Source organism: Streptomyces fagopyri, assembly GCF_009498275.1.
GTDB classification, from domain to species: Bacteria; Actinomycetota; Actinomycetes; order Streptomycetales; family Streptomycetaceae; genus Streptomyces; species Streptomyces fagopyri.
In genome coordinates, this window is record NZ_CP045643.1 from 6,008,802 (window position 1) to 6,032,786 (window position 23,985).

The 23,985-nt window shown below is 72.7% G+C and carries 21 protein-coding genes; 5 read left to right on the plus strand and 16 right to left on the minus strand.

Annotated features, from left to right (window positions below):
• Positions 1–15: 15 nt before the first annotated feature.
• The 10 genes from GFH48_RS25905 to GFH48_RS25950 form a co-directional block, all read right to left on the minus strand.
• Positions 16–1,341 carry a coiled-coil domain-containing protein gene (locus GFH48_RS25905; protein ID WP_153290546.1) on the minus strand — a complete coding sequence of 442 codons (1,326 nt, stop codon included), beginning with the start codon at positions 1,339–1,341 and terminating at the stop codon, positions 16–18.
• A 114-nt stretch (positions 1,342–1,455) separates the two neighbouring features.
• On the minus strand, positions 1,456–2,472 hold the full coding sequence (locus GFH48_RS25910) for a glutamate ABC transporter substrate-binding protein (protein ID WP_153290547.1): 1,017 nt from the start codon (positions 2,470–2,472) through the stop codon (positions 1,456–1,458).
• A gap of 14 nt (positions 2,473–2,486) precedes the next feature.
• On the minus strand, positions 2,487–3,941 hold the full coding sequence (locus GFH48_RS25915; RefSeq protein ID WP_153290548.1) for a hypothetical protein: 1,455 nt from the start codon (positions 3,939–3,941) through the stop codon (positions 2,487–2,489).
• Positions 3,942–4,521: 580 nt separating this feature from the next.
• A complete protein-coding gene (locus tag GFH48_RS25920) occupies positions 4,522–5,535 on the minus strand; it encodes an N-acetylglucosamine kinase (RefSeq protein WP_153290549.1) in 1,014 nt (337 codons plus the stop codon).
• Positions 5,532–6,797, minus strand: a complete 1,266-nt coding sequence (locus GFH48_RS25925) for a 6-phospho-beta-glucosidase (protein WP_153290550.1) — start codon at positions 6,795–6,797, stop codon at positions 5,532–5,534. Before GFH48_RS25925 ends, GFH48_RS25920 begins: the two co-directional genes overlap by 4 nt.
• 2 nt (positions 6,798–6,799) lie before the next feature.
• A complete protein-coding gene (locus GFH48_RS25930) occupies positions 6,800–7,714 on the minus strand; it encodes a carbohydrate ABC transporter permease (RefSeq protein ID WP_407698660.1) in 915 nt (304 codons plus the stop codon).
• Positions 7,715–7,716: 2 nt separating this feature from the next.
• The gene (locus GFH48_RS25935) at positions 7,717–8,661 is read right to left on the minus strand and encodes a carbohydrate ABC transporter permease (RefSeq protein ID WP_153290551.1); all 945 of its coding nucleotides are present in this window, start codon (positions 8,659–8,661) and stop codon (positions 7,717–7,719) included.
• A 14-nt stretch (positions 8,662–8,675) separates the two neighbouring features.
• A complete protein-coding gene (locus GFH48_RS25940; RefSeq protein WP_153290552.1) occupies positions 8,676–10,013 on the minus strand; it encodes an ABC transporter substrate-binding protein in 1,338 nt (445 codons plus the stop codon).
• A gap of 66 nt (positions 10,014–10,079) precedes the next feature.
• Positions 10,080–11,291: an ROK family transcriptional regulator gene (locus tag GFH48_RS25945; protein WP_153290553.1), complete on the minus strand. Its 1,212-nt coding sequence runs from the start codon at positions 11,289–11,291 to the stop codon at positions 10,080–10,082.
• 270 nt (positions 11,292–11,561) lie between these two features.
• On the minus strand, positions 11,562–12,662 hold the full coding sequence (locus GFH48_RS25950) for a mechanosensitive ion channel family protein (protein ID WP_407698661.1): 1,101 nt from the start codon (positions 12,660–12,662) through the stop codon (positions 11,562–11,564).
• Positions 12,663–12,935: 273 nt separating this feature from the next.
• Between GFH48_RS25950 and GFH48_RS25955 the strand changes: the two genes are divergently transcribed.
• On the plus strand, positions 12,936–13,472 hold the full coding sequence (locus GFH48_RS25955; RefSeq protein ID WP_153290555.1) for an HNH endonuclease: 537 nt from the start codon (positions 12,936–12,938) through the stop codon (positions 13,470–13,472).
• 61 nt (positions 13,473–13,533) lie between these two features.
• Here the strand turns inward: GFH48_RS25955 and GFH48_RS25960 are convergent, their stop codons facing one another.
• From GFH48_RS25960 to GFH48_RS25980, 5 genes are all read right to left on the minus strand, one after another.
• Complete coding sequence (locus GFH48_RS25960) at positions 13,534–14,163, minus strand: hypothetical protein (RefSeq protein WP_153290556.1); 630 nt, start codon at positions 14,161–14,163, stop codon at positions 13,534–13,536.
• Positions 14,160–15,968: a hypothetical protein gene (locus GFH48_RS25965; protein ID WP_194280670.1), complete on the minus strand. Its 1,809-nt coding sequence runs from the start codon at positions 15,966–15,968 to the stop codon at positions 14,160–14,162. Before GFH48_RS25965 ends, GFH48_RS25960 begins: the two co-directional genes overlap by 4 nt.
• Positions 15,965–16,723, minus strand: coding sequence for an ABC transporter ATP-binding protein (locus GFH48_RS25970; protein WP_153293112.1), 759 nt, complete (start codon positions 16,721–16,723; stop codon positions 15,965–15,967). Before GFH48_RS25970 ends, GFH48_RS25965 begins: the two co-directional genes overlap by 4 nt.
• 68 nt (positions 16,724–16,791) lie before the next feature.
• Complete coding sequence (locus GFH48_RS25975) at positions 16,792–17,769, minus strand: zf-HC2 domain-containing protein (RefSeq protein ID WP_153290557.1); 978 nt, start codon at positions 17,767–17,769, stop codon at positions 16,792–16,794.
• Positions 17,766–18,350, minus strand: coding sequence for an RNA polymerase sigma factor (locus tag GFH48_RS25980; RefSeq protein WP_407698662.1), 585 nt, complete (start codon positions 18,348–18,350; stop codon positions 17,766–17,768). The genes GFH48_RS25975 and GFH48_RS25980 overlap by 4 nt, the downstream gene beginning before the upstream one ends.
• Before the next feature lie 506 nt (positions 18,351–18,856).
• Here GFH48_RS25980 and GFH48_RS25985 point away from each other — a divergent pair.
• Genes GFH48_RS25985 through GFH48_RS25995 form a run of 3 tightly spaced genes read left to right on the plus strand, consistent with a single transcriptional unit; the run spans position 18,857 to position 21,483 of the window.
• Positions 18,857–19,114, plus strand: coding sequence for a hypothetical protein (locus GFH48_RS25985; protein ID WP_153290559.1), 258 nt, complete (start codon positions 18,857–18,859; stop codon positions 19,112–19,114).
• On the plus strand, positions 19,115–21,184 hold the full coding sequence (malQ, locus tag GFH48_RS25990; protein WP_153290560.1) for a 4-alpha-glucanotransferase: 2,070 nt from the start codon (positions 19,115–19,117) through the stop codon (positions 21,182–21,184). It begins immediately after the preceding gene.
• Positions 21,185–21,243: 59 nt separating this feature from the next.
• Positions 21,244–21,483: a hypothetical protein gene (locus GFH48_RS25995; RefSeq protein WP_153290561.1), complete on the plus strand. Its 240-nt coding sequence runs from the start codon at positions 21,244–21,246 to the stop codon at positions 21,481–21,483.
• 241 nt (positions 21,484–21,724) lie between these two features.
• On the opposite strand, the gene GFH48_RS26000 is transcribed toward GFH48_RS25995, so the two are convergent.
• A complete protein-coding gene (locus tag GFH48_RS26000) occupies positions 21,725–22,318 on the minus strand; it encodes a TetR/AcrR family transcriptional regulator (RefSeq protein ID WP_153290562.1) in 594 nt (197 codons plus the stop codon).
• 189 nt (positions 22,319–22,507) lie between these two features.
• On the opposite strand from GFH48_RS26000, the gene GFH48_RS26005 reads away from it, so the two are divergent.
• Positions 22,508–23,977: an FAD-dependent monooxygenase gene (locus GFH48_RS26005; RefSeq protein WP_153290563.1), complete on the plus strand. Its 1,470-nt coding sequence runs from the start codon at positions 22,508–22,510 to the stop codon at positions 23,975–23,977.
• The last annotated feature ends 8 nt before the right edge of the window (positions 23,978–23,985 follow it).

The following is a 23,985-nucleotide window of genomic DNA, read 5'->3' on the forward strand; positions in this document are numbered from 1 at the left end:
CATCACCTTCAACGCTCACGCCTGGGGCCCCCTCCGGTCGGTGGGCCCGCCCTGCTCCGGCACCCGCGGGCTCAACAGATCGGCCGCCGCGTGCTGATAGCGCAGCACCGCGTCCTCCGCGACCCGCAGGTCACAGGGCGCGCTCCACAGCATGCGCCGTGCCGCGTCGTAGCGCTCGATGAGGAACGGATCCTCCGCGAGGCCGTGTCGTGCCACCTTCGCCTTGTACGCGTCGAGGCGGCCGCGCAGTTCCGCGCGGATCGCCAGCGGCGCGGTGACCGCCGTCAACGACTCGCGGGCACGCAGCAGTTCGTCCTCGGCCTTCTCCTCCAGGGCCTCCAGAAGCGGCGAGAGGCGGTGCCACTGGGCATGCCTGCGGTACTCCGCGGCCGTCGCCAGCTGCTCCTGCAGCGCCGTCGGCGGGCCGCTGACGGCGGGCACCTCGGACGCGGCGATCTTCGCCAGCACCTCACCGCGGGCGCTGCGCGCCTCCGCGAGCGTGCGGTCGGCACGGCTGAGCAGGTCGCGCAGCCGCACCAGACGCGCCTCCGCGTCCTGCCGGACGGTGAGCACCGCGTCGATCTCCCGGCGCACGTCCTCCAGGGCGCGTGCCTCGCGGTCGTACGCCTTCGTGTCGGGACGGCCGCCGCCGGGCGCCGAACTGCCCTGCGCGGGCGTCCAGAAGGCCAGCGGGTCGGAGACGACACGTTCGCGCAGGGTGGTCAGCGTCCGGGTGATCCGTTCCAGATCGTCGCCCGAGGGGTGCTCGCCGGGGCGCACACCCACGGAGTGCGCGAGCCGGCGGGTGCGCTGGAGCTCCGCGGCCAGTAAATCGATCCGGGCGGGCAGCGCGGACCAGACGGCGTCCGCGGTCACGACCATGTCGAGCGAGGACGCGTACAACTCGTTCATCCGCTCGACCAGGGCGGCCAGCGAGAACTGCTCGCTGAGCCGGCCCGCTCCGGACAGCGTCGGGGCGTTCGCCGTCGCGGTGGCCGAACCGGCGACCGTGACGCTCGCGCCACGCAGCAGTTCGGTCAGCTCGACCAGGTCCTCACGGCTCGACCAGCGCCGCCGCGAACGGATGTCGCGGGCGGAGCGCAGCGCGTCCGTGTACGCGTCGAAGTACGCCCACAGCAGCGTGATCGACGCGTCCGCGGTCGACCAGCGCTCCTTGGTCGTACCCGTGAGCTCGGCGCCTTCGAGGAGTCTGCGGCCCGCGTGGTCCTGCAGGGCGAGGAGCGAGGTCTCGATGGCCTCGTGCTCCGCGCCGAGCCGCGCCAGCGCACGGTCCACCTCGTCCCGGTCCATCACCGGCCCGGGGGGTCCCGTGACGCCCATCGATCACCTCTCGCTCTCGGTCGTGTCCCGCGCACCCGTCCGGTGTGCGGGGGTAACTCTCCAGTCGTATCAGCTCGGTCGTCCCCGCGGCTCGCCCCGAGGTGTCCGCCGGTGTCACGTCGTGGGCGGCTTCGACGACGGCGAGTCCGCTCCCAGGGTCGGGGACAGCCATTTGTCGTAAGAGGCCTGCCAGCCACCGCTCTTGACGTAGTCCACGAGTACCTGGTTGACCCGGCGTACCAGATCCTCCGGGCCCCGCTTCATCGCCACGCCGTAGTACTCGGTGGTGAAGGTGTTGCCCTTCAGCTCGACCGTCGGGTCCTGCGCCGCCTGACTCGCGGCGAGCGCGCCGTCGGTGACCACGGCGTCGACCTGGCCGAGCTGGAGCCTTACCAGGCAGTCGAGTTGGTTGGGCACCGTGGTGGAGATGTCGGCGGAGGAGGCGAGCCTGCCCGCCTTCTGGTCGGCGGCCAGCTTGTCGTGGGCGGTCGACCCCGACGCCGTGCAGATCCGTTGCTCGGCCAGCGACTTGTCGTACCCCTTGATGTCCGAGGCCTTCGGGGCCAGTACCTGCTGGCCGGTCACGAAGTAGGGGTCGGAGAACGCGACGTCCTTCAGCCGGTCACAGGTGATCGTCATGGTGCGGACCACCATGTCGACCTGGCCGTTCTGGATCGCGGGGACGCGTTGGTTGGTGGGGATGGCGTGGAAGCGGACGGCGGTGGGGCTGCCGAGGATCTCCTTCGCGATCTCGCGCGCGAGATCGATGTCGAAGCCCTCCAGGTCACTGCTCTTCTTCGTGCTGTTCGGATCGCGGTAGCCCCAGCGGTAACTGTTCTGGTCGACGCCGACCGACAGATAGCCGCGCTCCTTGATGGCCGCGATCGTGTCGCCGCTCTCGTCACCGGACGGGGCGGGGCTCTTGTCCTGCGCGGTGCCGTCGGTGCACGAGCCGGCCTTCGCCTGGGTGCCCCGGGCCACACCCTGGCCGCCGATGCCCGCGGTGCCCTCCCCGCGGGCGCTGCTCAGCGGCAGCAGCAGGGCGAAGAGCGCCGTGACGGCCAGCGCGACGGCCATCGCCCCCACGCCGCCCCAGCCCTTCAGACTCGCCCGCAGACGCCGTGCGGTCATCGCCGGTCCCCCCTTCACCGGTACTCCGAAAGCCTGCGCCCGATGCCCAGCAGCGCGCCCGCGGCGGCCAGCACCGCGAGGGCCGCCGCACCGGCCGGCAGACCGGTCATCGCGCCCAGTCCGTCGCCCGCGGCCCGCTTGAACTCGTCCTCCTCGTGCGTCAGCGCCAGCGCCAGGTTGGTGTCGACGCCGTCGAAGCACTCGCCCGTCGCGCCCTTGGCGCCTATGACCTTGTCCAGCGCGCCCTGGTAGTTGCCGTCGTCGTCGGCCTTGCGGGCCTCCAGGTGACGGGCCTTCCAGACCTTCATGTTGCCGGTCGCCGCGGTCACGGGGGCCTCGCCCGCCTTGTCGTCGGCGAGGTCCGCCGCCAGGGCCAGGCCCTTGGTGAGCGTCTTCATGTCCTGCTGGAAGTCGTAGTCGTACCGGTCCACGACCTCGGTGGCCGAGACCTTCTTGGTCTCCGCGCCGCGGCTGACCAGCGTCAGGTTCTCGTTGCCCCGGGCGTTCAGGGACGCGATCCGGGCGTCGTGCAGCACGTTCAGCGAACGGACACCGTGGTCGTACGAGGCGTTCAGCTCGGCCCGGGCCACCGTGTGGCCGACGACGAGCCAGAGCAGGACGACCGCCGAGGCGGTGGTGGCGGCGACCATGCCCTGGTTCAGCACCCGGTTCGTGTGCCGGTACTGGCGGTGCTGGGCCCAGGCGAGTCCCGCCAGCACCAGGACGCCGAGACCGATGGCCGCCCACGGGTAGGGCTTGGCGTCCGCGTAGTCGGCGTCCAGCCGCTCGTTCTCCCGCTCATAGAGGTCCTTGGCGGCGGGAAGCATCTCCCCCTGCATCTTCTCGTTCGCGTACCGAAGATAGGCGCCGCCCAGCGGGTAGCCCAGACGGTTGTTGGCACGGGCCCGCTCGACCAGGCCCTTGTACTCGGGCAGGAGCTGGTTGAGCCGGGTGATGGTGTGCGCCGAGGGGGAGCCGGGATCGGAGCTGGCCGCGGCGGTGATCAGTCCCTGGGCCGCGGTCCGGATGTCCTTCTCGTACAGGTCGCGGGAGGCCGCCGTCTCCTGGCCGCCCGCCAGGAAGCCGCTGGAGGCCGCGGTGTTGGCGTCCGCGAGCGAACGGTAGATGTCCGCCGCGCCGGCGCTCAGCGGCTGGCTGCTGTGCAGCACGTCGTCGGCCGCCGCCGAACGCTCCGTCGTCTGCCAGGCGGTGACCGCGCCGAACGCGACGACCAGCAGGGCGAGTACGGCGCCGATGACACGGAGCCGGCCAGGCTCCGTCGTCGCCGCGACGCGCAGCCGGTCGACGCCCTCCGCCCAGGCCGTGCGGCGTGCGGGCATCGCGTCGGGGGCCGTCGCCGGGGGCCTGCCCGGCGGTGCGGGGGAGCCGGACTGTGGCGGGACGGCCGGCGTCGTGGCCGCGGCCGTGGGCCGTGGTGGTGCCGTGCTGCCTCGCGGCGGGTGTGTCACCCGACCTCCCCCATGGTCATCCGTCGGTCACCGTCCCCCGCGCGCGCGGGAGCGCGAGGGGAGGTGCACGGCCGCAAGTATCGCCGCCGGGGCCGACATCCGCACAGGCCTTGACTGGATCTTGTTCGGATTACGACGTCGGCGCTTCGCGGTATCCCCCTGACCATGAATACGCGTTCGGTATCCGTTCGGTTCCCTCGCCGCCGCCGCCCCTACCCGACGCATCCCTGGGGGTTCCGCCCCCAGACCCACGCCAGGGGCGCCGCGCCCCTCTGGACCCACGCCAGGGGCGCCGCGCCCCCTGGACCCCCGCTCGCCCGAAGGGCTCGTCCTCAAACGCCGGACGGGCTGAAAGGCATGGCCCCGGCCGGAACCATCAGCACACGCCCGGAATCTCCGGCCGGAGCCCGCGTCCTCAGCCGGGGTCCGCGTCTGCGGCGAACGCGCGCACCTCCCGCTCCGGCCGGAGCGGACATCATCCGGCCACGCCCGCACCCCCAGCCCGTCCGGCGTTTGAGGACAAGGCCGTTGAGGCCGATGCGGGGGCCCGGGGGCGGCAGCCCTCAGGGACGGGGTGACCTCAGGAACCCTCGTAGAACGCCCGTACGCGCGCCTGGGCCTCGCCCACGGCACCCATGTGATCCAGACCCAGCAGCGCGGCACCGAGCACGGGACGGGCCGTGACCACTCGGGGGACGGCCTTGGGGGCCCGTTCGGAGAGCAGTTCGCGGATGCGGTCGTCGAGTTGGGGGTGGCGGGCGGCGAGAATGCTGCCGCCGAGGAGGACGGGAGCCTCCTCGTCCATGAGGTCCAGCCGCGCCAGCGCCACCGTCGCCATCGCGACGACCTCGTCGGCGAGCCGGTCGACGAGCGCGCGGGCCACCGGATCCCCCTCCACGGCCGTGGCGAACAGCACCGGCGTGAGCTCGTGCCGTCGCGCCTGCCCGATGCGCTCCAGATGCAGCGCCTCGATCAGCGCGTACATGGAGTCGAGCCCGAAGTGGCCGGGCAGCGTGCGGGTCAGCGCGGTCGGGCCGCCCCGCCCGTCCTCGGCCCGCGCGGCGTGCCACAGGGCCTCCTCCGCCAGGCCCCAACCGCCGCCCCAGTCACCGGAGATGCGGCCCAGCGCGGGGAAGCGGGCGGTGCGGCCGTCGGGCAGCATGCCGACGCAGTTGATACCGGCGCCGCACACCACGGCGACCCCGCGCGGCTCCGCGATCCCGGCCCGTAGGATCGCGAACGTGTCGTTGCGCACCTCCACGCCGGCGCCCCAGGCCCGCGCCCGCAGCGCGTCCGCCAACTGGGCCTCCTCCACGGGGAGGTCGGCGTTGGCCAGGCACGCCGAGACATGGGCGACCGAGTCGATCCCGGCCTCGGCGAAGGCCCGGCCGACCGCCTCCGCGAGCGCGTCGACGGCCACGTCGACACCGACCGTCGGCGGCCGGAACCCGCCGCCGCGCGCGGTGGCGAGCACCGTGCCGTCGGCCGCGACCACCGCGACGTCGGTCTTGCTGTTCCCCGCGTCGATGGCGAGCACCGGACCCGCGGGGCCGGACCCGGAGGCCGTCCCGGCTTCGGATCCCGATGAGGTCATGCCCACGCGAGGTGCTCCCGGTTGTGCGCGATCAACTGGTCGGTCAGGGCGTCGGCGTACTCGTACTGGCCGACCAGGGGGTGGCTGAGCAGGGTCCGGAAGACCCGGTCGCGGCCGCCTCGCAGGGCGGCCTCCAGCGCGAGGTCCTCGTACGCGGTGACGTTGGCCATCAGCCCGGCGTACAGCGGGTCCACGGCCTGCACCGGCATGGGTGTCGGCCCGTGCGGACCGACCGCCGCCTGCACCTCGATCACGGCGTCGTCCGGCAGGAACGGCAGCGTGCCCTTGTTGTACGTGTTCACCACCTGGTACGGGCTGCCTCCCCCGCCGAGCAGCGCGGCCGCGAGATCGACGGCCGCCTCCGAGTAGTAGGCGCCGCCCCGCTTGGCGAGCAGCGCCGGCTTCTCGTCGAGGGCCGGGTCGCCGTACATCTTCAGCAGTTCCCGTTCCATCTCGGCGACTTCGGCGGCCCGCGACGGCTTGGTGCGCAGCTCTCGTACGACCTCGTCGTGGGCGTAGTAGTAGCGCAGGTAGTAGGACGGGACGACACCCAGCCGGTCGATGATGTCGCGCGGCAGGCGCAGGTCGTCCGCGAGGGCGTCGCCGTGCTCGGCGAGCAGTTTGGGCAGCACGTTGTCGCCCTCGGGGCCGCCCAGACGCACACCGGTCTCCCACGTGAGGTGGTTGAGGCCCACATGGTCCAGATGGACGTCCGCGGGCGCGACCCCGAGCATCCCGGCGAACCTGCGCTGGAATCCGATCGCCACGTTGCACAGTCCGACGGCCCGGTGTCCGGCCTGGAGCAGGGCGCGGGTGACGATCCCGACGGGGTTGGTGAAGTCGATGATCCAGGCGTTCGGGTTGGTGCGGCGGACGCGTTCGGCGATGTCCAGCACCACCGGCACCGTGCGCAGGGCCTTCGCCAGGCCGCCCGCGCCCGTCGTCTCCTGGCCGACGCAACCGCACTCCAGGGGCCAGGTCTCGTCCTGCTCGCGGGCCGCCTGGCCGCCGACGCGCAGCTGGAGCAGGACGGCGTCGGCGCCCTCGACGCCGGCGTCCAGGTCGTCGGTGGTGACGATCCGGCCGGGGTGCCCCTGCTTGGCGAAGATGCGCCGGGCGAGGCCGCCCACCAACTCCAGCCGCTCGGGGGCCGGATCGACGAGGACCAGCTCCTCGACCGGCAGGGTGTCCCGCAACCGGGCGAAGCCGTCGATGAGTTCAGGGGTGTAGGTGGAGCCCCCGCCCACTACTGCCAGTTTCATAGTCAGCCCTTCACTCCGGTGAGCGTGACGCCCTCGACGAACGCCTTCTGCGCGAAGAAGAACACGAGGATCACGGGGGCCATGACCAGTACGGTCGCGGCCATGGTGAGATTCCAGTCGGTGTGGTGCGCGCCCTTGAACGACTCCAGGCCGTAGGACAGGGTCCAGGCGCCGGGGTTCTCGGAGGCGTAGATCTGTGGCCCGAAGTAGTCGTTCCAGGCGTAGAAGAACTGGAACAGGGCCACGGCGGCGATCCCGGGCCGCGCCATCGGCAGGACGACCTTCAGCAGGGTCCGCAGGTCCCCGCAGCCGTCGACCTTCGCCGCGTCGAGGTACTCGTTCGGGATGGTCATCAGGAACTGCCGCAGCAGGAAGATGGAGAAGGCGTCGCCGAACGCCATCGGGATGATCAGCGGCCAGAGGGTCCCGGACAGGTCCAGCTGCTTCGCCCAGAACAGGTACATCGGGATGATGACGACCTGGGGCGGCAGCATCATCATCGAGATGACCAGCATCAGCGACAGATTCCGGCCGCGGAAGCGGAACTTGGCGAGCGCGTAGGCGACGGGGATCGACGACACGACGGTCAGGACGGTGCCGGCGCCGGCGTACAGCAGGGTGTTCTTCCACCAGGTGAGGAAGCCGGGGGTGTCGAAGACCTTCTTGTAGTTGCCCCATTCCCAGGTGTGCGGGATCAGGTCGCGGCTGAGCGCCTGGGTGTCGCTCATCAGCGAGGTCAGGAACACGAACACGAAGGGGAGGACGAAGAAGAGGGCGGCCGCGACGCCGAGCGCGTGGACCGCGATCCACTCCAGGAGCGTCCTGCGGCGGGCCGTGCGTTCGGCGGGGGAGACGGTCCTCGACGACGGCTGCGCCGGACGGTCGAGCACACGGGACACCTGAGGTGCTTGGGTCATGGTCAGTCACCTGCCTGGATGAGACCGCCCCGGCGCCGCATCAGGAACGCGGTGAACACCATGGACAGGGCGAACAGCACGAGCGCGACCACACAGGCGGAGCCGTAGTCGAAGCGCTGGAAGCCGAGGTTGTAGACGAGCTGGGGCAGGGTGAGCGTCGACTTGTCGGGGTAGCCGGGTTCGAACTGTGTGCCGGCGCCCTGGATGACGCCCGAGGCGACCTTCCCGGCGATGAGCGGTTGTGTGTAGTACTGCATGGTCTGGATGACGCCGGTGACCACCGCGAACATGACGATCGGCGAGATGTTCGGCAGCGTCACGAAGCGGAACCGCTGCCAGGCCGACGCGCCGTCGAGCTCCGCCGCCTCGTACTGCTCGGCCGGTACGTCGAGCAGCGCGGCCATGAAGATGACCATCAGGTCGCCGATGCCCCACAGGGCGAGCAGGGTGAGGGCCGGTTTGGACCAGGTGGGGTCGTTGAACCAGCCGGGCGCCGGGATGCCGACCTTCTCCAGGATCGAGTTGACCGGCCCCGTACCGGGGTTGAGGAGGAAGGCGAAGGCCATCGTGGCGGCGACGGGCGGCGCGAGGTAGGGCAGGTAGAAGAGGGTGCGGAAGACCCCGGTGGCCGTCCTGATCTTCGTGATGAGCAGTCCGACGCCCAGTCCGAAGACGACCCGCAGGGTCACCATGACCAGGACCAGCCACAGGGTGTTGCGCAGCGCGGGCCAGAACAGCGGGTAGTGCTGGAAGACATAGGACCAGTTCTTCGTCCCGCTCCACGTCGGCGGTTTGAAGCCGTCGTAGTGCATGAAGGAGAAGTAGACGGTCGAGAGCAGCGGGTAGGCGAAGAAGACCGCGAAGCCGATCAGCCAGGGCGACATGAAGGCGGCTGTTCTCAGGGCCGCCCGGCGTCGCTTGGCGCGCAGGGTGTAGGTGGCGCTCATGTCCGTGCCGCTTCCTACTTCGCCTGCGCGATGTCCGTGTCGATCTGTGCGGCGGTCTTCTCCAGACCGGCCTTCAGATCCTTGGACTTGCCGCTCTCGTAGTCGTAGCCGAACTGCTGGAGCGTCACGAGGTAGGTGCCGCCGTTGATGGACGCGGGGGTCGTCGTCGAGTTCGGGTTCGAGGCGATGTCCAGGAACGTCTTGAAGCGCGGGTCGTACTTCAGCTTCGGCGACTTGAGCGCCGCGAGCGTGGAGGGGACGTTGTGGATGGCGTTGGCGAAGCCGACGACGGCGTCCGTGTCCGTGGTCATGTATTTGACGAGTTCCCAGGCCGCGTTCTGCTTCTTGCTGGTGGCGGCGATGCCCGCGATGGTGCCGGTGATGTAGCCCTTGCCGTACTGGTCGGCCTGGTCGTCGGGGACGGGCAGCGGGGCGACGCCGATCTCGAATCCGGGCTTGGCCTCCTCGGCCATGCCCAGCCGCCACTCGCCGTCCAGCTGCATGGCGACCTGACCGGTGTGGAAGGGGTGCTTGGGGCCCCATTCGTCACCGAGCTTGGAACGGTAGGTCTCCAGCTTCTTGAAGCCGCCGAGTTCGTCGACCAGCTTCTTCTGGAGGGTGAAACCGGCCGTGAACGCGGGGTCCTTGGCGATGTTCGACTTGCCGCTGCTGTCGAAGTACGTCGGCGAGAACTGACCGAAGTAGTGCTCGGTGGTCGACTCCCAGCCGTGGTAGTTCGGCATGAAGCCGAGCTGCGAGTACGAGTCGCCCTTGGCGACCGTCAGTTTCTTGGCGTCCGTCCCGAACTCGGACCAGGTCTTCGGGGGAGCGGCGATCCCGGCCTTCTTGAAGGCGTCCTTGTTGTAGTAGAGCCCGTACGCGTCACCTAGCAGCGGCACGGTGCAGCGGTCGCCGTCGAACTGGGTGTACTCGTTCATCGCCTTCGGGAAGGTCGTCGCCGGGTCGATGCCCGCCTTCTTGAAGAAGGGGTTGAGATCGACGAGCGCGCCCGAGGAGCAGAACTTGCCCACGTTGTTGGTGGTGAACGAGGAGATCACGTCGGGCGCCTTGGTGCCGCCGGAGCGCAGCGCCTGGTTGATCTTGTCGTCGGTCACGTTGGCGACGATGTTGACGTGGATGTTGGGGTGCGCCTTCTCGAACCCCGCGATCAGGGTCTTCACGCCCTGCACCTCGCCCGGCGCGCTCCAGGCGTGCCAGAAGTTGATCGTCGTCTCCTTGGACGCGTCGTCGCTCGCGCCGGAGTCGGACTGGCCGGTACAGGCGGTGGTGAGCAGGGCGAGGGACGCGGAGGCGGCGAGAGCGGTGGCGACTTTCCTGGATATTCCGGGCATGGCGGGGTCTCCCTAGGGCAGGGCCGGGGCGGTGGTGTGGGCGGGACGGACGAGTGGGTCGGGGGTTCAGCGGGAGGTGTCGAACACCTCGTCGCGGGTGGCCGCCAGCGCGCTCTCCAACGCGCCGCGCAGCACGGGGTGTTCGTGTACGTCGCCGACCACGAGGTGCGGACGGGACGCGGCCAGCTCCTCCAGTTCGGCCTGCACCAGGGCGCGCAGCGGTTCGCCGCCGGCGGTGAGTGAGGAGCCGCTGAGGACGACGAGTTCGGGGTCGAGCACGGAGACGAGTGAGGCGAGACCGGTGGCCAGCCCGGTCGCGTACGTCTCCAGGAGCCTGCGGTGCGGGCCCTCGTCGCGGGTGGCGGCCTGCCCGACGAGGGCGGCGGCGACCTCGGCGTACGACCCGGCGGGAATCGGGTGGACGCCCAGCGCGCGGGCGAGTTTCGGGAGGGCCTGGGAACCCGCGAGCTCCTGGTAGCCGCCGCTGTTGGCCTTGGTCACCTGGCGTACGAGGGGTGCGCCGGGCACCGGCAGGAAGCCGACCTCGCCGGCGCCGCCGGTCCAGCCGCGGTGCAGCCGTCCGCCGAGAACGAGGGCGGCGCCCAGGCCCCCCTCGTTCCAGAGCAGGACGAAGTCCTCGTGTCCGCGTGCCGCGCCGAGCCGCTGTTCGGCGATGGCGACGAGGTTCACGTCGTTCTCGTACTCGACGGGCATGGGCAGCGCGGCCGCGAGTTCGTCGAGGAGGCTCGGGGAGTGCCAGCCGGGCAGGTGGGAGGCGTACCGCAGCCGTCCGGTGTTGGGGTCGAAGGCGCCGGGTGTGCCGATGACGAGGCGGTGGACGTCGTCGCGGGCCAGCCCCGCCTCCTTCACCGCGCCGTCGAGGGCGTCGGTGACCTGGCGCACGACGGGCTGCGCGGGGCGCCGGCCGGGTGTCGGCAGCTCGTACTCGCCCACGGTCCGCCCTGTGACGTCGGCGACGGCGGCGAGGATGCGCTCGGGGGTGACGTCCAGGCCCGCCGCGTGGGCGGCGACCGGGTTCACCGCGTACAGCTGGGCGTTGGGGCCGGGCCGCCCCTCGCTGGTGCCGGTGGCGAGCACCAGCCCGGCCGCTTCCAGGCGGGCCAGGAGCTGGGAGGCGGTGGGCTTGGACAGCCCGGTCAGCTTTCCGATCCTGGTCCGCGAGAGCGGCCCGTGCGCGAGCAGCAGGTCGAGTGCGGCGCGGTCGTTCATGGCGCGCAGGACGCGCGGGGTGCCCGGCGTTCCGGCGGATCCTGCCATGGTGTCGACACCTGCCTCTCTGTGCGGCCCAGCCTCCCAGTGAGTGGGCGGAGGCGTCCAGAAGGCGACACCGCAAGATCACTGTTAGGAAAGTTTCCTGTTCGGTGGGGGCAACCTAGGCCGGGTGTCGAGGGGGCGTCAAGAGAAACCGCCCCCGAGGCAACAGAGTCGTTACCTCGGGGGCGGTGTTCGTCGTACCGGGACGACAGGAAGAAGACGGGAAGAAGCGTGAGCGGGATCGGCGGGAGTGGGGGACCGGTGGGGCCGTGCCTACTTCGGCGCGCCCGACGGTGCCGTGGCCGGCAGGATCGGGGCGGCCGCCTCGGACTGCGGGGACGCCGGGTTGCCGAGAACCGACGGGGCCGCCACCGCGGCGCTCGGATCGACGGGCTCCTCCTCGACGGCGGCGGTGGGGCCGCCCACGATGCGGATGTCCGCGGCGTCGAAGGCGCGCTTGATGCGCCAGCGCAGCTCACGCTCGACGGCGAGCGACTTGCCGGGCATGGTCCGGGCCGAGACCCGCACCACCATCGAGTCGAGGAGCACGCTCTCCAGGCCGAGGACCTCGACCGGGCCCCAGAGGCGCTCGTTCCAGGGCTCCTCCTTGCTCATCGCCTCGGCGACCTCGTTCAGCACGGACTGGACGTGGTCCAGGTCCTCGGAGGCGCGGACCGTGACGTCGACGCCTGCGGTGGCCCAGCCCTGGGAGAGGTTGCCGATGCGCTTGACCTCGCCGTTGCGGACGTACCAGATCTCGCCGTTGTCGCCGCGCAGCTTGGTGACGCGCAGGCCGACCTCGATGACCTCGCCGGAGGCGACCCCCGCGTCGATCGTGTCGCCCACGCCGTACTGGTCCTCCAGGATCATGAAGACGCCGGAGAGGAAGTCCGTCACCAGGTTGCGGGCGCCGAAACCGATGGCGACACCGGCGACACCGGCCGAGGCCAGCAGTGGCGCGAGGTTGATCTCGAACGTGCCGAGGATCATCAGGGCGGCCGTGCCCATGATCAGGAAGGACGCCACCGAGCGCAGGACGGAGCCGATGGCCTGTGAGCGCTGGCGGCGGCGCTCGACGTTCACCAGGAGCCCGCCGAGGGCCGTCCCGTCGACGGCCTGGACGGTGCGGGTCATGCGGTCGATCAATTTGGTGATCGCCCGCCGGACCGCGACTCTCAGTACCGCCGCGATGACGAGGATCAGCAGCACACGCAGGCCTATGGCGAGCCATGTGGACCAGTTCTGCTCGACCCAGCTCGCGGCGTTGGTCGCGCTTTCCTGGGCGTCCTGGAGCGTGGCGACCGTAGGGTGCGTCGTCGCCGAGGGAGAGGGCGACGGGCCGGACCCTGCGGCCCGCAGGACGGTCGAGAACACAGCAGGTACCTCCAGGCGTAGCGGTCTGCCCGCGGCCGGGGGACAGGTACGGGGCGCCGCCGGGCAGAACAACCACACTAACGGGGCATCGTGTGTGGATCGTTGTGATGTTCGGGGGAGAGACAGTACTCACCTGGGGATGAACAGAATGTGGTCGAAAACACTCCCAGCCCGTTACCGGGACATGGTGGCGCTTCCACCAGGCAAGAGGGGAGACTGACTGCAGATCGTCCCGGCGCGAGCCACGCGCCGCCGGCGTACAAGGAGGCATCCGTGCCGCATGTCCTGGTCCTCAACGCGTCGTACGAGCCACTCGGCGTCGTACCGCTCCGCCGCGCGCTCGTCCTCGTCCTTGAGAACAAGGCCGTCTCTCTCGAGGAATCCGGCGCCTTCATGCACAGCGCGACCGTTACTGTCCCCGCACCCAGCGTGGTCCGGCTGAAGAGGTTTGTGCGGGTCCCTTACCGGGGGCCCGTTCCGCTGACCCGTCGGGCACTGTTCGCCCGCGACGGCGGCCGGTGCATGTACTGCGGTGGCGTCGCAACCAGCGTCGACCACGTCGTCCCGCGCTCCCGCGGAGGTCAGCACGCCTGGGACAACGTGGTGGCGTCCTGCCGCCGCTGCAACCACACCAAGGCCGACAGCCACCTGGTCGAGATCGGCTGGCGCCTGCGCCACAAACCGGCCCCGCCGACGGGGCTCGCCTGGCGCATCATCGGAACAGGACACAGGGACCCGCGCTGGCTGCCGTACCTGCAGCCGTACGGCGCGGAGGATGCGATGGCCCGGATCGACGGCATTTCCGCCTGACGATCCGGGCTTTTGTGCACCCCCGGCCCGGGTGCGCCGTGGCCCGCCCCGCGCCCCGTGATCAGTCGCGGGGTCCTTCGGGGCGGGCGCCACGCACCGCGTACAGTCCGGCGCCCAGCGCGAACAGCGCGAGGGCGGCGGCCCACGCGCCGCGCTGGGGGCCCGTCTGCACCGGCCAGGCCAGGACCGTCGCCGCCCTCACGTGCGGCGAGGCGGCCGACAGGTACACCGCGCTGAAGTACAGCATCGTGGGCATCCAGGCGGCCCGCGCGCCGAACAGCACCGCCCCGAGCGCGGTGACACCGACGGCTCCCAGCGTGTTGCGGACCATCCCCACCGCACCGAACACCTGTGCGTCACCCGGAACGGTGAGCGCGAGCGCGGTGGCCGCGAGCGCGGTGAGGACCAGGAGATGGGCCAGCCGCCTGGGCCACCAGGGGCGTACCGCGGTGTCGTCGAGGTCCCGCGTGTACGTGTGCAGGCTCGTCCCGATCGCCGCCGAGGCCAGCAGCGGGGCGAGAGAGAGCAGCGGGACCCTGTGGTACGGGTCGAGGAAGGCGTCCGTGCGGCTCGCGGCCCAGACAGTGAGCAGCGCGGCGCAGGCGAGGGCCGCCAGGACGGTGGGGACGGCACGAGAGCGGGCGTAGAGGGCGAGAGGGGCCGGCCGGGTGACGTCGCGCGGGGCGTTCACAGGGACGGGACCTCGCTCGCGCCGGGGCCGCAGTCCTGGACCGTGGCGAAGTAGCGGCTGAGGAAGGAACGGCGCTCGGCGTCGGTCATGGCGGTGAGGCGCGCGTACGCCGTGTCCTCGGCGCGGAACCTCGCGGTTTCCCCCGTGTCGTGGCGCTCGCGGGCCGAGGCCACGAAGCGTTCGCGGTCGTCCTGCCACGCGGAGCGCGGTGCCAGCCAGCGCAGCACGGCTCCGTCGGTGGCCTGGACGCGTCGCGCGTCCGGAGTCCCCCCGCACTCCGGACGGACCCGGACCAGGTTCAGCGCACCCTGCCAGGCGAACCCCTGCGGATCGATCACCCTGCCGCGGACCGACCACCAGCCGAGCGGGGTGAGCAGCGGCAGCTCCGCCTCGTCCCCGCGCGGACGGCGCGGCAGGTCCTCGAAGCGGACCGGTACGTTCTGTACGCCCTTCAGTCGGGCGGTGACACCGGACAGCACGCGGACCGCCTCCGGCAGCAGGTCCGGACGGGTGGCGTTGACGCAGACGTGCGGGGTGGTCGAGTCGTCGCACACCTGGCGGTGGGCGAGTGGGTTGTCGCGCAGCATCCCGTCACCCGTGTGGAGCAGCAGCGCGGCGGCGGCGAAGGACGCCGCGAGCGGCAGCAGCGCGGTGACGCGGCGGCGGGCGGAATGCGCCAGCATCGCGGCGGCGGCGAGCCCGGTGACCCACAGGGCCGACACGAGCGGATACCACCAGACCGGGACGTCGGCGTCGCCCTGGAGGGGCAGGTGCGCGGGAGCGAGGTCGGCCGGGCCCGACCACGCGTGGAGGGTACTGGCGCCGGCCAGGACGTATCCGCAGATCGCGAGCGCGGGGGCGGTCAGTCGCCAGGGCATCACCCGCCCGGCCACATGACCGAGCAGCGTGCACGCGGCGAGCGAGAGCGCGGTCCCGGCGAAGACGGTCGGGACCGGGCCGCCCGCCGACGCGTAGGGCGCGCAGGCCAGCAGCGCGCCGGCCGCCACCACCAGGTAGGCCGCCGCCGGCCCGCAGGCGAGGGGAAGGGCGGCCGTCAGGAGCTGGGCGAGTGGTGGACGAGGGGTCGTGGCCCGTAGCTCCGTCATCCGCAGGCGACGTTCGCGGCCGCCCTGCCAGGCTCCCGCGGCGAGCGCGAACGGAACGCCGATCGCCCCGGCCGCGCTGCTCAGCCTGCCCGTCGTGTCACCCCAACTGCCCTGCCACTGCGACGCCGTGGCGGCGAGCGCCCAGGCGAGAGCGAGCAGCAGCGCGGCGGCCGCCCAGGGGGCGAACCCGCGCCGGAACTCGATACGGAGGGGATGGGGGGCGGCTGCCGCGGGCCGGGCGGCCGCCCGGAGTGGAGCGGCTGCCGTGGGTCCGGCTCCTGCCGTGGGTGAGGCGGCCGCTGTGGGTGGGGCGCTTGCCGGGGTTCGGGCGTCCGCTGTGGCTCCGGCGGCCGTCGCGGGCCGGGCGCCCGCTGTGGGTGGGGTGCTTGCCGGGGTTCGGGCGTCCGCTGTGGCTCCGGCGGCTGCTGCGGGCCGGGCGGCCGCTGTGGGTGGGGTGCTTGCCGGGGTTCGGGCGTCCGCTGTGGCTCCGGCGGCCGTCGCGGGCCGGGCGCCCGCCGTGGGTGAGGTGTGTGCCGTGGCTCCGGCGCCCACCGGGAGTGAGGTGCCCACCGCGTGGACGGGGGCGTCTGCGGTGCGGAGGGGGGCGTCCGGGGCCGAGGTGCTCGTCCCGGCGGTGTCGTGGGGGTGGGGGCGATGGTCGGCCGGGTGGTCCCCGTCCGGTCGGCTGCGTACGGTCATCGGGTCGCGCCCGTCACCGTCGCCGAGCGGTGGCCGCGCAGCGCCGTGGTGTAGCCGCGCTCGATCGCGTTGCCGTCGGACTCGTGGCCGTCCGCGCCGAGGGCGGCCAGCGTCTCGGGGGTGCCGCGATAGGCGACCCGGCCCGCCTCGATCAGCGTCACCCCCGTGCACGCCGCGGCCACGTCCTCCACCAGGTGGGTGGAGACGATCACGGTGGCCTCCTCGCCCAACTCCCGCAACAGCGCCCGGAACTCGACGCGCTGCTCCGGATCAAGTCCCGCGGTGGGCTCGTCGAGGAGCAGGACGCGGGGGTCGTTCACGATGGCCTGGGCGATGCCGACCCGGCGGATCATGCCGCCGGACAGCGTCCGGACCTTCGCGTCGATGCGGTCGGCGAGCCCGACCCGGGCCACGGCCCGCTCGACCGATGCCGGGGCGCCGGCGGCCGGAAGCTCCTTCAGCCAGGCCACGTACGCCACGAACTCCCGGACCGTGAACCCCGGGTAGTACCCGAAGTCCTGTGGCAGATAGCCGAGTTCGCGGCGGACGGCGCCGCGCTCCCGGTGCCGGCGCAGATCGTTGCCGAGCATCTCCACACGGCCACGGGCGGGCTCGGCCACGGTCGCGAGGACCCGGATGAGGGAGGTCTTGCCGGCGCCGTTGGGACCGAGCAGCCCGTGGACGCCGGGGCCGAAGTCCAGGTCGACCGCGTCGAGCGCGGTGGTCCTGCGATGCCGGACGGTCAGCCCCGACACCCGTATCGCGGCGGATCCGGTGTCCGGACCCGCGCCCTTCACGGAAGTGCCGGGCGGGGCAGGGGTGTTCACATCGTCTCCAGACGGTCGTACGCGGTACGGCGCGCGGTGAGCAGCAGGGCGCAGAGCGCGGCCCCCGCCGCCCATCCCCACTGCGCGGGTGCGCCGGTGAAGTAGAGGGAGAGCTGCTGGGCGAGACGGGCCGTCAGACCCGAACCGGTCGACGCCGGACCCGCGCCGCCGGCCGCGAGGACCGGTGCCGCCAGCGCGAGCAGCCAGCCGCCGCCGACCACCATGGAGCCGGTACGGCAGCTGGTGTATCCGGACAACGCCAGCGCGGCCAGCGTCAGGGCGAGTCCCGGCAGCAGCCAGGCCGCCGCCGCGGGCGCCTGCGGCAGGCGGGGACCCGCGGCGGGGAGCAGTAGCCCCGCCACCGTCAGCAGCGGCACGCTCACCGCCAGCACGGCGGCCGTCCGGGTGAGGAGCAGCCGCAGTCCGCCGGAGGGCGACGTCGCGGCGAGCTCGTACAGCGGGTCGGCGTACCGGCCGTAGGAGAGGGCGACCCCGGCGACGGGGACCACCGGCGCGAGGGCCAGCAGCAGCGGGCGCGCACTGTCGGACCCGCCGCCGTACGCCAGTGCGAGCGCCCCCACGGCCACCAGCAGTACGGCTCCGGTCCAGGCACCGCGCAGAGCGGGCCCGGCGGCCCAGACGATCCGCCCGAGCCGTCCCCCGACCGCTCGGGCGCGCCGCGGTGGCGCGGAGGCCGGCACGGCGGGCGTGGGCGGTGCGGGAAGCGGGGGAGCGGTCGGGGGAGCCGGAAGCGGGGTCCGGGCCCGGCGCACGTGCGGGACGGTGTCCAGGACCGCGTCCCGCACCTGCGCCAGTACCGGTCCCGCCGCCCCCGCGCGGGCCGCTTGCGAGGCCCGCGCGGCACAGGAACCGCAGCTCTCCAGGTGCTTCTCCAGGGACCAGGCGTCCGGCTCCGGAAGGGAGCCGTCCGTGTAACGGGCGACGAGATCGTCGGCGGCGTGCCAGCCGGTCATGCTGGTCCTCCCAGCGGTGACGGGTCCCCGGAGGGGCCGAGGTGGGCGAGCGCCGCCCTGAGTTCCGCGCGGGCCCGCATCGCGCGGGTCTTGACCGTGCCCTCGGGGATCCCGAGCAGCCGGGCCGTCTCGCGCGTGGTCAGCCCGTCGACGACGGTGGCGCGCAGCACCTCGCGCAGTTCGGGGGAGATGCGGTCCAGGGCCGTGCCCACGTCCCCGTACTCCAGGCCCGCCAGCACACGTTCCTCCGCGGAGGGCGCGGGCGGCGGCGCGTACTCGGTCCGCTCGGCGCGCAGGGCCCGCTCTCCGGCCCGCCGGGCGTCGACGAGCCGGCGCGCGGCGATCGTCCACAGCCAGCCGCCCGCCTCCGTGCCCCGGTGTCCGGCCGCCGACCGCCACACGGTCACGAAGGTGTCCTGCAGCACCTCCCGGACGACCTCGGGATCACCGCAGCGCCGGGTCAGCCGCGTGTGCAGCCATCCCGCGTGCCGGTCGTACAGTGCGGCCAGCGCCGCCGAGTCCCCGTCCGCGACGGCCCGCAGCAGTGCCGCGTCCGTGGCGTCCTCCCGGTGGCCCCTCACGGGGCGGAACAGTCTCACACCCCGTCTATCGACCCCACGTGAGCCACCGGTTCACCCTCGCGCCGCCCACTGCGCTCCGTCTCGCGCCGCCCACTGCGCTCCGTCTCGCGCCGCCCACTGCGCTCCGTCTCGCGCCGCCCACTGCGCTCCGTCTCGCGCCGCCCACTGCGCTCCGTCTCGCGCCGCCCACTGCGCTCCGTCTCGCGCCGCCCACTGCGTTCACCGTTGCCCCGCCCACTCCGCCCTGTCCGGTCGGCCCCGCCCGCTCCACTCCGTCCTGTCCGCTCGGCCCCGCCCGCTCCACTCCGTCCGCGCCATCGCGCGTGCGTCCGGTGAGGGTGTCGACGGCGGGGACCGGTGTGCCGTGTCCACCCCCGGCCCCGCAGGGTCGCGCCGGAACAGAACGTGACCAACAGCACATTGTTCGCCCGTGTACGTCTGCCGCCCCGCGCGTTGGGTAGGGCTGCGGTAACCCGCCCGCCGCCGTACCCGACAAGGAGGCCCCCGTGGCCGCATCGGCACATCTTCTGCTCTCGGCCCTCTCCAAACGTCCGACGGAACCGACCGTCGAACCCCGTTTCTCCGCCGAACCCCGCTTCTGCCTCTTCACCTCGGAGGGCACCGCCGCCGAGCCTCCGCTCACCAGCGAACCTCCTCTGCCCGACGCCGAGCCGCTGACCAGTGAGCCGCCGCTGGCCGACACCGCGCACCTGACCAGCGAACCCATCTCCACCGGCGCCGCCACGGATGCCTCGGGGGTCTAGATGCCGCTGTCCCGGCTCGCCGCACTGCATGGCGTCGCCACCTCCTACAGCCCCTCGCCCGGCCGCACGGTCGCGGCCACCGACACCGCGGTCGTCGCCGCCCTGGCGGCGCTCGGCGTCGACGCGAGCACCCCGGACGCCGTCCGCGCGGCCCTCGCCGCCCGCGAGGCCGAGACACGGGACCGGCTGCTGCCGCCGACCGTGGTCAGCTGGGGCGGCCGACCGCCCGACGCGCTCGCCGCGCTGCCCGACGGCACCCGTCTGCGCATCACGACCGAACAGGGCGAGACCCGCGCCGCGGCCGAACAACTCCCGCCCGGCGTCCACGCGTTGCGCGCCACCGCACCCGACGGCCGCACCGCCGACGCCCACCTCGTCGTCGCCCCCGACCGGCTGCCCACCCCGCCCGGACACGCGTACGGACTCCTCGTCCAGCTCTACTCCCTGCTCTCCCGCCGCTCCTGGGGCATGGGCGACCTCGGCGACCTCGCCGAACTGACCGCCTGGGCCGGACGGGCACTCGGCGCCGGATTCGTCCAGGTCAACCCCCTGCACGCGGCCGTGCCCGGCACCCCCACGGACCCGTCGCCCTACCGCCCCTCCTCCCGGCGCTTCCCCGACCCGGTCCACCTGCGGATCGAGGACATCCCCGAGTTCGCGTACGTCGACGACCGCGACCGCGTCCGTACGCTGCTGGAGCGCGCCGGGCGACTGCGCGCGTCCGTGCTCGACAAGGACGCGCTGATCGACCGCGACGCCGTCTGGGAACTCAAGCGCGAGGCGCTGGAACTGATCCGTGAGGTGCCGCTCGGACCGGGACGCCGGGCCGCGTACGCCGACTTCCTCGCGGAGGAGGGCGAGGCGCTGGAGGACCATGTCACCTGGTGCGCGCTCGCCGAGGTCCACGGCCCGGAGTGGCAGAAGTGGCCCGTGGGCCTGCGCGACCCCCGCTCACCCGAAACCGCCCGCGCCCGGGCCGAGTTGATGGACCGCGTCGACTTCCACAGCCGCCTCGCCTGGCTCACCGACGCCCAGCTCGCCGCCGCACAGCGCTCCGCGCGCGACGCCGGCATGCCCGTGGGACTCGTGCACGACCTCGCGGTCGGGGTGCATCCGGGCGGGGCCGACGCCTGGGCGCAGCAGGAGTACTGCGCGGCGGGCATGTCGGTCGGCGCGCCCCCGGACGCCTTCAACGCGCGCGGCCAGGACTGGGGGCTGCCGCCCTGGCGCCCGGACCGGCTGGCCGCCTCCGGCTACGCCCCCTACCGCCACCTGCTGCGCGCCCTCTTCCGCCACACAGGCGCGCTGCGCATCGACCACGTCATGGGTCTGTTCCGGCTCTGGTGGATCCCGCAGGGCCGGCCGCCCACGGAGGGCACGTACGTCCGCTACGACGCCGAGGCGATGCTCGCCGTCCTGACGCTGGAGGCCTCGCGGGCCGGGGCCCTGGTGATCGGCGAGGACCTCGGCACCGTCGAGCCCGGGGTGCGCGAGACGCTCCAGGAGCGCGGGGTGCTGGGCACCTCCGTCCTGTGGTTCGAACGCGACTGGGACGGCGACGGGCAGCCCCTTCCGCCCGAACGCTGGCGCGCCGACTGCCTGGCCACCGCCACCACCCACGACCTGCCGCCCACCGCCTCCCGTCTCACCGGCGACCACGTCGAACTCCGCGACCGGCTCGGACTGCTGACCGGCGTCCTGGCGGACGAGCGCGCCGCGGCCTCGGCGGAGATGGGGGAGTGGCTGGCGCTCTTCGCCCGGCTCGGGCTGCTGCGCGGCTCGGGCTCCGCGGTGTCGGAGGAGGCCGAGATCCAGGCCGTGCACCGGTTCCTGCTGCGCACCCCGGCCCGCATGGTCGGGGTCTGGCTCCCGGACGCGGTCGGTGACCGCCGCCCGCAGAACCTGCCCGGCACCTGGGACCAGTACCCCAACTGGCGGCTGCCCGTCGCCGACGCGGCCGGCCGCCCGGTCACGCTGGAGGAACTGGCGGCCTCGCCGCGGCTGTACGCCCTCATCGACGTGCTGCGGGCGCGTCCGGGAGACGGCGGGGGAGGCCGCCCATCGCGCTGAGACCTCCGTACGGCACCCCCGGGCGCGCGGCTCATCCGGGTGTTCGCTACGTTTGCACCGTGGACAAGAAGAACGCCCTGCGCGCCGGCGCCCTGGCTTCCGGTACGACGCTGATGATGCTGCTCATGTCGTCCCCCGCGCTCGCGCTGACCCGCGACGACGGTGACGACCCCGGCAAGGGTCTGAGCGTGATCGACACCGTCGGCCTCTACGTCGTCGCGCCGATCCTGCTGTTCGCGATCATCGCCGGCCTCGTGATGGTCCTGGACAAGTCCCCCAAGCCGGCGAAGCGGGGCTGACCCCGGCTCTCCTCCGCCCTTCCGTCTCTCCGCCGAGGGAGTTCGCGCCCACCCGCCCGGGTGTGCGCGGACTCCCTCGACGCGTTTCCGGGGGCGGCGCCTTCCGGGAGCGCCGGGAGCGCCAAAAGCGCCAAAAGCGCCAAGAGTTCCGGGAGTTCCGGGAGTTCCGGGAGTTCTGGGAGTTCCAGGAGTTCCGGGCAGTTCCAGGAGTTCCGGGGATTCCGGATGCGCGGCGCGCTCTCTAGGGGTGCGGCGCCGTGAGATACCGCTGCACCGTCGGCGCCAGCCACGCCACGATCTCCTCCGGCGTGAGCGCGACGGCGGGCGGGAATCGCAGCACATAGCGGGCGAGGGCTAGGCCCAGCAGCTGTGAGGCGGTGAGCGCGGCCCTGGCCGGTGCCTGCTCAGCGTCGGGGCACAGGTGCAGGGCGATCGGCACCAGCTGGTCGCGGAGGATGCCCTGCATGCGCCCGGCGCCGGCCTGATTCGTGACGCCCACCCTCAGGACCGCGGTGAGCACCTCGTTCTCCTCCCAGAGGTCCAGGAAGTGCTGGACGAGGGCGTGACCCACGTCCGCGCGGTGCAGCTGCTCCGGCGCGGGCAGCCGCAGGTCGACGTCGAGGACCGCGGTGAACAGTCCCTCCTTCGAGCCGTAGTACCGCATGACCATGGACGGGTCGATACGGGCGTCCTTGGCGATGGCGCGGATGGTGGCGCGCTCGTAGCCGTCGGCGGCGAAGCGCTCGCGGGCGGCGGTGAGGATCGCGGTCCGGGTGGTGTCGGAGCGGCGGGGCGGGGTCTGGGACGTGGTGGCCGAAGGTTCCTTGACGGGCATGCCAACAACCGTAGGCCAACACGTGTTGACAGTCCAGTGCGGCCGTTCTACCGTTGTCAACGAGCGTTGGCCAACAAGTGTTGACATGAGGGCGGCCGGCGATCGCTGAGCATCACCCGGCGGGGGCCGCCCGGCGGGATGGTCGGTCAACGAGTGTTGGACCACGATTGTTGGCATCAGGAGGCCGCAATGAACGGCAAGACCCGCACCGCCACCGCTTCCCGGACCGTGATCATTGTCGGCTCCGGCCCCACCGGCCTGCTGCTGGCCGCCGACCTCGCCACCGCCGGCGTCCCCGTGACCCTCGTCGAGAAGCGCCCGCACAAGATCAGCAACCTCTCCCGCGCCTTCGTCCTGCACGCCCGCACCCTGGAGCAGCTCGACGCCCGCGGCCTCGCCGACGAGCTGGAGGCCCGGGGCCGGACCCTCGACCGCATCCGGCTCTTCGACCGGCTGACCGTGGAGCTCGACACCCTCCCCTCCCGGTTCAACCACCTGCTGGTGATCCCGCAGTACGAGGTGGAGAAGGCGCTGACCCGGCGGGCGGTCGAGGCCGGGGTGCGGTTCGTGTACGAGACCGAGGTGACCGGGCTGCGCCAGGACCCGGACGGCGTGACCCTCGACGTCCGGGGCCCGGGCGGGGAACCGGGGGAACTGCGGGGCGTGTACGTCGTCGGCACGGACGGGATGCGCAGTGTGGTGCGCGAGGCGGTCGGACTGCCGTTCCCCGGCAGGTCGGTCATCCGGTCCGTGGTCCTCGCGGACGTCCGGCTGGCCGAGGAGCCGGAGTCGCTGCTGACCGCCGACGCCGTCGGTGACGCCTTCGCCTTCATCGCGCCCTTCGGCGACGGCTACTACCGCGTGATCGGCTGGCACCGCGGCCGCGACGTCCCCGACAGCGAACCGCTCGGGCTCGACGAGGTCAAGGAGATCACCCGGCTCTCCCTCGGCCGCGACTACGGCATGCACGACGCCCGCTGGATGTCCCGTTTCCACAGTGACGAGCGCCAGGCACCCGCGTACCGGGTCGGCCGGGTCTTCCTCGCCGGGGACGCCGCGCACGTCCACACCCCGGCCGGCGGCCAGGGCATGAACACCGGCCTCCAGGACGCGGCGAACCTCGGCTGGAAGCTCGCCCTGGTCGTCAACGGTCACGCGGCGCCCGCCCTGCTGGACACCTACCAGGCCGAGCGTCACCCCGTCGGCAGGTCGGTGCTGCGCAGCAGCGGCGGGATCGTACGGCTCGCGATGGCCAAGCGGCCGTGGACGCTGGCACTGCGCGCCGCGCTCACCACGGTCCTCAACAGCGTCGGACCCGTCGGCCGGAAGGCGGTCGGCCAGATCACCGGCATCGGGTACGCGTACCGGGCGCCGCGTGGCTCGCACGCCCTCGTCGGCACCCGCGTCCCCGACGTCGCCCTGCGCGGCGGGCGTCTCTACGAGGCGCTGCGGGGCGGCAGGTTCGTCCTGGTGACGCCGGGATCGGCCCCCCGGCCGTACGAGGCCGGCAATCGCAAGGACCGTCTCGTGGTGGAGGACTGGGCGAGCGACCGGCGGACGACGCTGCTCGTGCGGCCCGACGGATACGTGGCCTGGGCCGCGGAGAACCCCGACGAGCAGGCGGTCGAGGCGGCGGTGACAGCCGCGGTGGGCGACTGAGGAGTGCC